Origin of the sequence: Rhizorhabdus dicambivorans (assembly GCF_002355275.1) — a bacterium.
GTDB classification, from domain to species: Bacteria; Pseudomonadota; Alphaproteobacteria; order Sphingomonadales; family Sphingomonadaceae; genus Rhizorhabdus; species Rhizorhabdus dicambivorans.
Map to the genome: position 1 here is coordinate 4645835 of NZ_CP023449.1, position 12186 is coordinate 4658020.

The 12186-nt window shown below is 67.0% G+C and carries 10 protein-coding genes; 5 read left to right on the top strand and 5 right to left on the bottom strand.

The window, feature by feature from the left end:
- The first annotated feature begins 9 nt into the window (after window positions 1-9).
- From prsK to CMV14_RS21915, 3 genes are all read left to right on the top strand, one after another.
- Window positions 10-2160, top strand: a complete 2151-nt coding sequence (gene prsK / locus CMV14_RS21905; protein ID WP_238147116.1) for an XrtA/PEP-CTERM system histidine kinase PrsK — start codon at window positions 10-12, stop codon at window positions 2158-2160.
- Window positions 2157-3509 (top strand): PEP-CTERM-box response regulator transcription factor, encoded by a 1353-nt coding sequence (prsR, locus tag CMV14_RS21910; RefSeq protein ID WP_066965720.1) that lies wholly within the window; start codon window positions 2157-2159, stop codon window positions 3507-3509. The genes prsK and prsR overlap by 4 nt, the downstream gene beginning before the upstream one ends.
- A gap of 129 nt (window positions 3510-3638) precedes the next feature.
- Complete coding sequence (locus tag CMV14_RS21915; protein WP_066965718.1) at window positions 3639-4463, top strand: ATP-binding protein; 825 nt, start codon at window positions 3639-3641, stop codon at window positions 4461-4463.
- A gap of 1 nt (window position 4464) precedes the next feature.
- On the opposite strand, the gene CMV14_RS21920 is transcribed toward CMV14_RS21915, so the two are convergent.
- From CMV14_RS21920 to CMV14_RS21935, 4 genes are all read right to left on the bottom strand, one after another.
- A complete protein-coding gene (locus CMV14_RS21920; protein ID WP_066965716.1) occupies window positions 4465-6180 on the bottom strand; it encodes a M10 family metallopeptidase C-terminal domain-containing protein in 1716 nt (571 codons plus the stop codon).
- Window positions 6181-6300: 120 nt separating this feature from the next.
- A complete protein-coding gene (locus CMV14_RS21925; RefSeq protein WP_066965713.1) occupies window positions 6301-7731 on the bottom strand; it encodes a sensor histidine kinase in 1431 nt (476 codons plus the stop codon).
- Window positions 7718-8380, bottom strand: coding sequence for a response regulator transcription factor (locus CMV14_RS21930; protein WP_066965710.1), 663 nt, complete (start codon window positions 8378-8380; stop codon window positions 7718-7720). The genes CMV14_RS21925 and CMV14_RS21930 overlap by 14 nt, the downstream gene beginning before the upstream one ends.
- 19 nt (window positions 8381-8399) lie before the next feature.
- Window positions 8400-8702: a PepSY domain-containing protein gene (locus tag CMV14_RS21935; RefSeq protein WP_238147117.1), complete on the bottom strand. Its 303-nt coding sequence runs from the start codon at window positions 8700-8702 to the stop codon at window positions 8400-8402.
- Window positions 8703-8796: 94 nt separating this feature from the next.
- Between CMV14_RS21935 and CMV14_RS21940 the strand changes: the two genes are divergently transcribed.
- A complete protein-coding gene (locus CMV14_RS21940) occupies window positions 8797-10572 on the top strand; it encodes an ABC-F family ATP-binding cassette domain-containing protein (RefSeq protein WP_066965703.1) in 1776 nt (591 codons plus the stop codon).
- Between the two features lie 81 nt (window positions 10573-10653).
- Here CMV14_RS21940 and CMV14_RS21945 read toward each other — a convergent pair whose 3' ends face one another.
- A complete protein-coding gene (locus CMV14_RS21945; RefSeq protein WP_066965701.1) occupies window positions 10654-10938 on the bottom strand; it encodes a chorismate mutase in 285 nt (94 codons plus the stop codon).
- Window positions 10939-11088: 150 nt separating this feature from the next.
- Here CMV14_RS21945 and CMV14_RS21950 point away from each other — a divergent pair, with 150 nt between their 5' ends.
- Window positions 11089-12114 (top strand): polyprenyl synthetase family protein, encoded by a 1026-nt coding sequence (locus CMV14_RS21950; protein WP_083215957.1) that lies wholly within the window; start codon window positions 11089-11091, stop codon window positions 12112-12114.
- The last annotated feature ends 72 nt before the right edge of the window (window positions 12115-12186 follow it).

Here is a 12186-nt window from a genome sequence, read left to right on the forward strand (position 1 = left end):
GCGCTACCGATGGCACGGGGCCTCGAAGCGGCAATGCTCGCGCAACAGGCGGAAATGCCGACCGTCTATGCGACCAGCCTGCCCGAACCAGTAATCTTTGCGGGCATCCAGTGGGGCCATGCGCTGGCCGCCTTCATGTTCGCGGCGCTGGTCGGCTGGCAGATGACGGTGCGGACCGGCGGCCCCCGGCGGGTGGCGCTGACCCTGGCCTGCGGGCTCACCGCGCTGTGGTGTCTGCTTGTCGCGCGCTATGGCGCCGGCGGCATATCGTCGAGCGTGGCCAAGAGCCTTGCCGATGCCGCCTGGCTGGGCTTCCTGTTCGCGCTCCAGCCACCGACCGCGGCGGGCCGGCGCCGGCCCGTGATCCTCGCCATCTATGTGCTGCTGGGGACGCTGATCGTCGCCGCGATCGTGATCAAGCTGCTGCCGTTCGCCTTCACCGGCAGCCCGCGCATCCAGCAGGGCCTGTTCGTATCGGGGCAGGCGCTGCGCATATTGGTAACGATCGGCGGGCTCTGCCTGCTCCACAATCTCTACACCGCCGCTTCCCCCGAAGCGCGTTTCGGGCTCGGTTCCCCCATGCTGGCGCTGGCGGTGATGTGGGGCTTCGACCTCAACATCGCGACCGTCGCCTATCTGATCGACGGCTGGCCGATGGGGCTGTTCGCACTGCGCGGCATGCTGATGGTGCTGATCGCCCCGATGCTGGTCACCGTCAGCCGGCTGGCCACGCTCGATCGGGTCCGCGCGTCGCGCTCGGCGGGTTTCCAGACCCTGACCCTGGTGCTCAGCGGCGCCTATCTGGCGGCGATGGTGCTGACCGACAGGCTGCTCGCCCTGGGCGGCTATGAGCGATGGCTGCCCCAGCTCACCCTGGCGGCCGCCTTCTTCGCCTTCGCGCTGTCGCTGTTTCCGTCCACCCGCTATCGCCAGCGCTTCAAGAAGGCGCTCGGCCGTCACCTCTTCCACCATCGCTATGATTATCGCCTCGAATGGCGGCGCTTCACCGAAACGGTCGGCCAGCCGGGCGAGGCCGCGCCGCCGCTCGCCGAGCGCACCGTGAAGGCGATCGCCGACATCTTCGACTGCCCCGGCGGGCTGTTGCTGCTGCGCGGCCCGGACGGCGGGCTGGAGGCGTCGGCACGCTGGAACTGGCAGGAGCTGGACGCGCCCGTCGCGGCGGCCGGACCCGATCTCGCCACCCTGCTCGAAGCCCAGGGCGACGTGATCGAGATCGCGCGCATCCGCCAGGGCGAGGAGCCGGCCGCGCTGCCCCTGGTTCCCGAATGGATGATCGCGGAGGAGGTCGCTTGGGCGATCGTGCCGCTGATCCATTTCGACCGGCTGGTCGGCGCGGTGCTGCTCGAACGGCCGCGCGAACCGCGCCTGCTCGATGATGAGGATCATGATCTGCTGCGGGTGGCGGGGCGGCAGGTTGCGAGCTATCTGGCGGAGGCGCGTGGACAGGAGGCGCTTTCGGATGCCCGCCGATTCGACGAGTTCAACCGCCGCTTCGCCTTCATCATGCACGACATCAAGAATCTCGTGAGCCAGCTCAGCCTGCTCGCGCGCAACGCCGAACGCCATGCCGACAAGCCGGAGTTCCGCGCCGACATGATCGACACGCTGCAGAATTCGGTGGGCAAGATGAACGATCTGCTCGCGCGCCTGTCCCAGCATCACCGCGCCCGCCCCGACGAGCCCGCGCCGCATTCGCTACGCCTGCTGGTCGAGGAAACCCTGCGCGACCGCGCCCGCGCCTATCCGGTACGCATCGTCAGCAAGGACGATGTGATGGCGACCGTCGATCCCGACCGGTTCGAACAGGCGCTCGGCCATCTCGTCCAGAATGCGATCGATGCCAGCGGCGGCGAACCGGTCGAGATCGTCATTGCCCGGCGCGGGCTGGAGGCGGTGGTCGAGGTCGCGGACAAGGGCTGCGGCATGTCGGCCGAGTTCATCCGCTCGCGGCTGTTCCATCCCTTTTCCTCGACCAAGGAGGGCGGCTTCGGCATCGGTGCCTATGAGGCGCGCGCGATCGTCGTCGGCATGGGCGGGCGGCTCAACGTGCAGAGCCGCGAGGGCGAGGGCAGCCGCTTCACCATCACCCTGCCCATGGCCGCGCTGCTCAGCGGCACGATCGCGGGAGCCAGCGCATGAGCAATGCCAAACCCCGCCTGCTGATCGTCGAGGACGACGAGGGCCTTCAGAAGCAGCTGCGCTGGGCCTATGAGGATTATGAGGTCATCTCGGCCACCACCAGGCAGGCCGCGATCGATGCGCTGCGCCATTATGAGCCGAATGTGGTGACGCTCGACCTGGGCCTGCCGCCCGATCCGGACGGCACCAGCGAGGGCTTCGCCACGCTGGACGCGATCCTCGCGCTGAAGCCCGATACCAAGGTGATCGTCGCCTCGGGCCATGGCGCGCGGGAAGGGGCGCTGCGCGCGGTCGCGGCGGGCGCCTATGACTATTACCACAAGCCGGTCGACATCGACGAGCTGGGCCTGATCGTCGCGCGCGCCTTCCACCTGCACGATCTGGAGCGGGAAAATGCCCGGCTCCAGGCGCAGGGCGACGGCGGGGAAAGCGGCCTGCTCACCAACGATCCGGCGATGCTCAAGGTGGTCCGCACGATTGAGCGGGTGGCGAACACCGATGTCTCGGTGATGCTGCTCGGCGCCAGCGGCACCGGCAAGGAGGTGCTCGCGCGCATGCTCCACCAGGCGAGCAAGCGTAGCGGAGGCGCCTTCGTCGCGATCAACTGCGCCGCGATCCCCGAGAACCTGCTTGAGGCCGAACTGTTCGGCTATGAGAAGGGCGCCTTCACCGGCGCGATCAAGACCACCGAAGGCAAGATCGAACTGGCGCAGGGCGGCACCCTGTTCCTCGACGAGGTGGGCGACATCCCGCTGCCGCTCCAGGTCAAGCTGCTGCGCTTCCTGCAGGAGCGGGTGATCGAGCGGATCGGCAGCCGCAAGACGATCCCCGTCGATACGCGGATCGTCTGCGCGACCCACCAGGATCTCGACGCGATGATCGCCGAGACGCGCTTCCGCGAGGATCTCTACTACCGCCTCGCCGAGATCGTGGTGCGCATCCCGCCCCTGTCGCAGCGGCCCGGCGACGCGCTGCTGATCGCCCGAGCGCTGCTTCGCCGCCTCGCCCGCGAGATGGATTCGCACGTCAAGGGTTTCGCGCCCGACGCGCTCGCCGCGATCGACGGCTGGAGCTGGCCCGGCAACGTCCGCGAACTGGAGAACAAGCTGAAGCGCGCGGTGATCATGGCCGACGGCAAGCTGGTGACGGCCGAAGACCTCGATCTGACGCCGGACCGCGAGGACGGCGGCTATCTCAACCTCAAGGCCGTCCGCGAGGCCGCCGACCGCGCCGCCATCACCCGCGCCATCGCGCGCAGCGAGGGCAATATATCGAGCGCGGCGAAGATGCTGGGGATCAGCCGGCCGACCCTCTACGATCTGCTGAAGCAGTACGCGATCGAGGCGTGATCGACCATCACCCCAGCAAAAGCTGGCATCCATGTCTTTCTTCACATGAGATGGCATCCGGGGAGAGAACAGACATGGATGCCAGCCTTCGCTGGCATGACAGGGAGAGTTTGATTATTCGCCCCATCCATGACCGATCCCGCCCTTCTCGCCCGCATCGCCGACGCGCTCGACCGTCTCGCGCCGCCGCCCGCGCCGCATGCCGATCCCGCCGCGCACCCCGCCTATGTCTGGCGCGACCATGGCCTGGCCGAGACCCGTGCCTTCGCACCGCTGCCGATCGAGCTGCTGGCCGGGATCGACAGCCAGAAAGCCGCGCTGCTCGACAACGCCCGGCGGCTGGCGACGGGGGCTGCGGCGCACGACGTGCTGCTGTGGGGCGCGCGCGGGGCGGGCAAATCGGCGCTGGTCAAGGCCACCGTGGGCCATTTGCGGGGCGAAGGGTGCGACATCGCCCTGATCGAGATACCGGGCGACCGGATCGGTGACCTGCCCCGCCTGTTCGATCTGATCGCCGATGTGCCGCGCGCCTTCATCCTGTTCCTCGACGATCTCGGCTTCGACGATGCCGCCGGATCGCAGGGGCCACGTATCCTGCGCTCGATGCTGGAGGGCGGCGCCGAGGCGCGGCCGGCCAATGCCCGGCTCCACGTCACCGCCAACCGCCGCCACATCGTCTCGCGCGACCTGCGCGAGCAGGACAGCCCTATCAACCCGCGCGACGTAGTCGACGACAAGCTGGCGCTGGCCGACCGCTTCGGCCTGTCGCTGGGCTTCCATGTCTGCGACCAGGACAGCTATGTCGCGATGGTCCGCGGCTATGCCGACCGCTTCGGCCTCGACTTCGAACCGCTCGACGCGATCGCCTGGGCCACCCAGCGCGGCAGCCGCTCAGGGCGCGTCGCCTGGCAATATGTGGTGGAACTGGCCGGGCGGGCGGGGAAGAGCGTTTAGTCTAACCGAAGTCCGCGACGCCAAACGCCTGCGGGGCGATCCCAACGACCACTATCGCGGAATCGATCATGCCACCGCCATTGCTGGCATAGAAAAGATAGGTGTCGGCCCCCACGGCCAGCGCCGCCACCTCGCCATTACCCTCTCGATTGTCGAGCAGTTGCTGGGCCGTCGTCGCGGCGGCGCCCGCATTTGCCTGGGCCGCGCCGGTCAGTATCGCAGCAGGCGCAAAGCCGATCGCGACCCAGTCGGTCCCATCGGTGAAATCCAGGATTCGATCGGGCTGGGCGAGCGGCGAGCCCGACCCGCCGACCACGAAAAGATCGTTGCCGTCGCCGCCGCTCAATATGTCCTCGCCGAGATCGCCGGAGAGGATGTCGTTGCCGGTACCGCCACTGATTGAATCCGCACCCTGGCCGCCACGCAGCGAATCGTCGCCATCGCCTCCGCTGATGACATCCGATCCCAGGTTCCCGTTGACGGTGTCGTTGCCCGCTCCGCCGAAGATGCTGTCGTCGCTGCCACCGCCGTTGATGCGATCCGAGCCCTCGCCGCCGTCCAGCATGTCGTTGCCGGCATTGCCCTGGAGATAATCGCTTCCAGCTCCTCCCGAGAGGCTGTCCTCCCCGTCCGCCCCGCCCGATGCGGCACGGCCGTAGAGATGGTCGTTGCCCGCCCCCCCGACGAGCGTGTCGGCGCCCTCATAGCCGAAGATGTCGTCGTGCCCGTCGCTGCCGAGCAGACGGTTGGCGACTGCATTGCCGTAGATCAGGTCATCGCCACCGCCCCCGGTGGCGTTTTCGATCATCGTCTCCGAGAAGATCGCGACGGTGAAATAGTCAACCTTCACGACCTCCCCCTGCCGATCGAAGGTTATGAGAGGATCCCCCAGCGCACTCCAACTGCCGGATTCCAGATCGATCACGGCTTCTTCCGTGGATGAATTCCAGATGATCGTATCGTTGCCGCCGCTGTCGTAGATCGTCTCGAAATATTGGGACCCCGAATTGAACACATATTCGTTGTCGTCGGTGTTGAACGGCCTGGCGCCGTAGAGCGCCTGGACCGCCTCGATATCCAGCTGCATCGGCGTGGTCGGCAGATAGCTGATGCCGTAATCCGAGGCGGGCAAATCCGAATAGAGATTATAGGACATCACCGTGCTGTTCACGGAGTCCAGCTCGGGATCCAATATCTGCTCGTTGAGAGTGGAGCTTTCGAAGGGATGCTTCAGGCCCAGGGCATGGCCGACTTCGTGCAGCAGGGTGAAGAGCCCGAACGACCCCCGCTCGAAGCCGCCGAAATCCGTGGTGCTATCGAGCCATATGTCACCCGCTGCCGGGCCACTGGATGGGAGATAGGCGTGTGCTGCAGCGTCTTCATCCCTGGTATAGGCAAATCGAATGTCACCTACATTTGCCCCGGTATCGCTGGTCGCGGCGAAGCTGATATTGGCGTAGCGGCTCCACAGCTGAAGCGCCGTAACCGCCCCCGTGGCCGCCGCCGCATCGAGCGGGATCACGCCTCCCGTCGAAGGCTCGTTCAACGGGGAATAGGGGTTGGCCCAGTTGCCAGCGTTGATCGGGAAGCTGTAGGTCAGCGATGTCGTCGCGCCCGTGGCGACCCACCGGCTACCATGAGTCAGTGAAGACAGGTCGGGATCCGCCGGCAGGGTAATGCGTTCGGCCGTGACGGAGTTGCTGGTCGGCGTCGACATGTTTTCCCCTGCTCGCCGGATCGGCCGTTCCCGCTGCCGCGGCTACCGTAGGGGCATAGGGCGGGAAGCGCCGCCGCTCCATCCGCGATATCACCATATCGGAGGAAAAAAGGGAGAGGGCTACGCCGCCGCTGGCAGCCTGAGGCGTACCTGCAGTCCGCCGAGATCCTCGCTTTCCTCGAGCGTGATGGTTCCGCCATAGATGCCGATCACGTCGCGCACGATTGCGAGGCCGAGGCCGGTCCCGGGCTTGCCGGTGTCGAGCCGGGCGCCGCGCTCGAACAGCTTGCCGCGTTCGGCTTCGGGGATGCCGGGGCCGTCATCCTCGATCAATATCTCGACGACGTTCGGCTTTCGGTTGGCGGGGAAGTCGGCGATCTCGCGCACCACCGTCACGAACACCCGGCCCTGGCCATATTTGGCGGCATTCTCGATCAGGTTGCCGAGAATCTCGTCGAGGTCCTGCCGCTCGACATGGACCGTCGCCTTCTGGTCGCCGGCAAGATCGACCGTGACGTGCCGGTGCATCCGGCTCATCGCCCGCTCGACCGCCTTGAGCGACGGCCAGACTTCCGAACGGGCCTGGGCGTTCGCGCGGCGGCCGACCGCGCGGGCACGGGCGAGATGGTGATCGACCTGCCGGCGCATCGTCGTGGTCGACCGGATGACGGTCTCGGCCAGCTCCGGGCCACCGGCGGTGGCCTCGTTCATCAGCACGGTCAGCGGGGTCTTGAGCGCATGGGCGAGATTGCCGGCGTGGCGGCGCGCCTCCTCGGCCTGGCGTTCATTGTGGGTCAGCAGGTCGTTGAGTTCCTCGACCAGCGGACGGACCTCGTTCGGGAACTGCGCCTCGATCCGCGAGCTGGTGCCGGCGCTGACCTTGGCGACGGCGCGGCGCAGGCTGCGCAGCGGCCAGAGGCCATAGGTCGCCTGCAGCGCAGCCAGGATGATCAGCCCCAGCCCGAGGATCGCAAAGGAGCGCACCAGCGTCCGCCGCAACACGGCGATCTGCTCATTGAGCCCGGCCCGGCTGGCGGCGACCTGGAAGCGCCATTCGACCGGCGATCCCGGCAGCCGTATCTCGCGGTCGAGGATGCGCAGCGGCTCCCCGCCGAACTCGTCGCTGTCGGCGACATGGAGGGTCTGGCCGTCATGCTTCTCGCCCTGGCGCAGCGCCCGGTCCCACAGCGATCGGGAACGGAACGGCTCGTGCGTCGGCGCCGAGACCTGCCAGTAGAGGCCCGAATAGGGCTCCAGGAAGCGCTGGTCGCCGAGCGGCCGGTTGAAGCGCACCTCCCCGTCGGGGCCGATCTCGGCCGAGCCGATCATCGCAGTCAGCACATATTCGAGCTGGGCGTCGAAATTGCGGGTGATCGCCTCGCTGAGCACGCGATCGAGCGCGAAGCCGCCGCCGACCAGCAGCACGCTGATCCACAGCGCCGCGATCGAGATCATGCGGCGGGTGAGCGAGCCCGTGGACGCGCCCGCAGTGTGGCGCCGTTTCAGGAACCAGGCGCGCGCGGCGGCGAGGCCTCGCTTAAGCCGGGTCATCCAGCGAATAGCCAAGCCCGCGGATCGTGGTGATGACATCCTGGCCCAGCTTCTTGCGGATGCGGGTCACGAACACCTCGATCGTGTTCGAATCGCGGTCGAAATCCTGATCGTAGATATGTTCGATCAGCTCGGTGCGGCTCACCACCTTGCCCTTGTGATGGAGCAGATAGCTGAGCAGCTTATATTCCTGCGCGGTCAGCTTCACCGGCTCGCCCGCCAGCGTCACCTTGCCGCTGCGCGTGTCGAGGCGGACGTCGCCTGCCGTCAGTTCCGACGAGGCGTTGCCCGAGGCGCGGCGGATCAGCGCGCGGAGGCGTGCGATCAGCTCCTCGGTCTGGAAGGGCTTGGCGAGATAGTCGTCGGCGCCGGCATCCAGCCCGGCCACCTTGTCCGACCAGCTGTCGCGCGCGGTCAGCACCAGCACCGGCGTATCGCGGCCTTCGCGGCGCCAACGGTCGAGCACGGTCAGGCCGTCGACCTCGGGCAGGCCAAGATCGAGGATGATCGCGTCATAGGCTTCGGTGGAACCAAGGAAATGGCCGTCCTCGCCATCGGTGGCGAGGTCGATCGCATAGCCCGCGCCCTCCAGCGTGGCACGGAGCTGCCGGCCCAGATTGGGCTCATCCTCGACGATCAGGACGCGCATGGGACTATCCCCTTTATGTTTATTGACCGACCCGACCGACTTCGCGGCCGGTGCGGCCGTCCATGTCCATCCATATCACCGAACCGCCGCGCTGAAACTTGAAACGGTAGCGTCCGGTTCCCGGATCGAATTCCGATCCGATCATCTGGCCGTCGACCCGACCCTGCGCGCGCGCGCGCATCTCCTGATAGGGGATATATTCGCCCGAACGGACGCCGTTGCGCAGCGCATCCTGCTCGGGCACGCGATTCCGCTCCGCCGAGGCGGGGGATGCGGCAACGAAAAGCAGCGCCGACAAAAGGGCGACGAGGGGTTTACGCATTGACATGGGCTATTGGCATAGGGTCAGGGGCTTGAATAGGGCATGAATGTTCCTGCCCTGGCGAAAATCTCCCATTGTTGCACCGCGAAGACACATGGCCGCTCCCATATTATCCTATCAGAATCTCGGCCTGAACCAGGGCAGCGGCTGGCTGTTCCGGGGCCTCGACATCCACATCGCCCCCCGCGACCGGCTGGCCCTGATCGGCCGCAACGGCGCGGGCAAGACGACGCTGCTCAAGCTGCTCGCCGGCCGGATCGATGCCGATGAGGGGCTGCGCACGATCGTGCCCGGCACCAAAGTGATTCTGCTGGAGCAAGAACCTTCGCTGGCGGGCCATGCCACCCTGCGCGATTTCGCGCTGGCGGCCCCCGATGCGCCCGACGCCCATGCGGTGGAGGCGATCGCCGACCAGATCGGCATCGACCTGTCCCGCGAGGCGGCGAGCGCCAGCGGCGGCGAGCGGCGGCGCGCCGCCATCGCCCGCGCACTGGCGCAGGAACCCGATGTGCTGCTGCTGGACGAGCCGACCAACCATCTCGATCTCGCCGCGATCGAATGGCTCGAATCCTGGCTCGGCCGATATACCGGCGCGTTCATCGCAATCAGCCATGACCGCACCTTCCTGACCCGGCTGACCCGCCAGACGCTGTGGCTCGATCGCGGCGGCATCCGGCGCCATGAGGTCGGTTTCGGCGGCTTCGAGGAATGGACCGACCGGGTCTATGAGGAGGAAGCCCGCAACGCCGAGCGGCTCGATGCAAAGCTCAAGATCGAAGAGCATTGGAAGCTGCGCGGCGTCACCGCGCGGCGGCGGCGCAACCAGGGCCGGCTCACCAAGCTCTATGAGATGCGCGAACAGAGGAAGGCGATGCTCGGGCCGCCCGGCACCGCAAGGATCGCCATCGCCGCCGACGATACCAAGACCAAGGTGGTGATCGACGCCGAGCATGTCACCAAGGCGTTCGGAGAGCGGACGATCATCCGCGATTTCAGTTTCCGGGTGACGCGGCGCGACCGGATCGGAGTAGTCGGCGCGAACGGCGCGGGCAAGTCGACCCTGCTCAAGCTTCTGACCGGGGAGATCGCGCCCGACAGCGGCACGGTGAAGCTGTCGAAGACGCTGAACGGCATCATCATCGACCAGCAGCGCAAGCTGATGGCGCCCGAAAAGAGCGTGCGCGACGTCCTTGCCGATGGCGGGGACTGGATCGAGGTCCAGGGCGTGCGCAAGCATGTCCATGGATATCTTAAGGAATTCCTGTTCGAGCCGTCGATCGCCGACGCCAAGGTGGGAACGCTCTCCGGCGGCGAACGCTCCCGCGTGCTGCTCGCCCGCGAATTCGCGCGGCCCTCCAACCTGCTGGTGCTCGACGAGCCGACCAACGATCTCGATCTCGAGACGCTCGATCTGCTCCAGGAGGTGATCGCCGATTATGAGGGCACCGTCCTGATCGTCAGCCACGATCGCGACTTCCTCGATCGCACGGTCACGGTTACTCTGGGGCTCGACGGGTCGGGCAAGGTCGACATCGTCGTCGGCGGCTATGAGGACTGGGAAAGGCAGCGGACCGTCAGGACCGAGACGAAGCGGTCCGTCGCGCCCAGGACGGAGGTGGCGGCGCCCAAGGCCAGGACCAAGCTGAGCTACAAGGACCAGCGCGATCTCGACATGCTGCCGAGCGAGATCGAGAAGCTGGAAGCGGCGATCGCCCGCGACGAGGCCGCCATGGCCGATCCGGATCTCTATGCGAAGAACCCGGCGAAGTTCGATCAGTTGATGAAGGCGATCGAGACGGCCCGGGGCAAGAAGGAAGAAGCCGAGATGCGCTGGCTGAAGCTGGCGGAAATGGCGGAAGGGCTGGGTTGAAAGATTCTCCCTGCCCGTGGGGCGGGACGCCTGCGGCGCGGTCCCCTTCCCCATGCTTCGCATAGGGAGGATCTGGAAGGCTTATCCCTGCGCCCCAGCCTTGCGATGGTGATGGATCACCTCGTCGATGATGAAGCGCAGGAACTTCTCCGAGAAATCCGGGTCGAGATTGGCGCTCTTGGCCAGATTGCGCAGCCGTTCGATCTGCACGGTCTCGCGGCCGGGATCGGCGGGCGGCAGGCCGGTCTTCGCCTTGTGCTCGCCAACCGCCTGGGTGATCTTGAACCGCTCGGCGAGCATGAAGATCAGCGCCGCATCGATATTGTCGATGCTCTCGCGGTAGCGGCTCAGCGTCTCATCGGCCATGCAGCGGCGTCCCCTTGTCTTGCCCGTCCCATGCCTATTGTGGACAGCCCCCGCCTTGGCAAGCGCCGAGTTGGGGCAGGCCGGGCGATTGGCCCCCGAATCAAACCGTTACGGCGGCTTACGCTCTTGCGTTTCGACGCCGCGGAGCCCATGGGCACGCCCATGACCGCCACCGTCACCCCGATCCGCCGCGAGGCGCAGCCGTCGCTCGACCCGATCATGGCGCTCGTCGCCCCGGGAATGAATGCGGTCAACAGCGTCATCCTGGCGCGGATGCAATCGGATGTGCCGCTGATCCCGGAGCTGGCGGGTCACCTGATCGCGGGCGGCGGCAAGCGGATGCGGCCGATGCTGACGCTGGCCTGCGCCAAGCTGCTCGATTATCATGGCGAGCGGCACCACAAGCTCGCCGCCACGGTGGAGTTCATCCACACCGCCACCCTGCTGCATGACGATGTCGTCGATCAGTCGGGCCTGCGCCGCGGGCGCAGCACCGCCAACATGATCTGGGGCAATTCGGCCAGCGTTCTCGTCGGCGATTTCCTGTTCAGCCGCGCGTTCGAGCTGATGGTCGAGGATGGCTCGCTGCGCGTGCTGCGCATCCTGTCGAACGCATCGGCGGTGATCGCGGAGGGCGAGGTGAACCAGCTCACCGCGCAGCGCCGGATAGAGACCAGCGAGGAACGCTATCTGGAGATCATCACCGCCAAGACGGCGGTGCTGTTCGCCGCCGCCTGCAAGATCGCCGCCGTGGTCGCCGAGCGCGAACCGGCGGCAGAGGAGGCGCTCGATTCCTATGGGCGTTATCTCGGCATCGCCTTCCAGCTGGTCGACGACGTGATCGACTATGTCTCGGACGGGGCGACGATGGGCAAGGATGCCGGCGATGATTTCCGCGACGGCAAGGTCACCCTGCCCGTGATCCTCGCCTACGCCCGCGCCAACCCCGCCGACCGCGAATTCCTGCGCGAGGCGATCGAGGGGCTCCGCAACGAGGACGAGGATCTGGTGCGGGCGACCGGCATATTGCGCGGCACCGGCGCGCTTGCCGACACCGCCGCCCGCGCCCGCCTCTATGCCCAGCGCGCGATCGACGCGCTGGCCGGTTTCCCCAACGGCGTGGCCAAGGCGGCGCTCACCGAGGCGGCGCAGTTCGCGGTAGCGCGGGCCTACTGACCTCTTCCCCTCCCTTGAAGTGCGGGAGGCCGGGGGGTGGGGGAGCCTTGTCGGATTTTGCGGCTGCGCCGC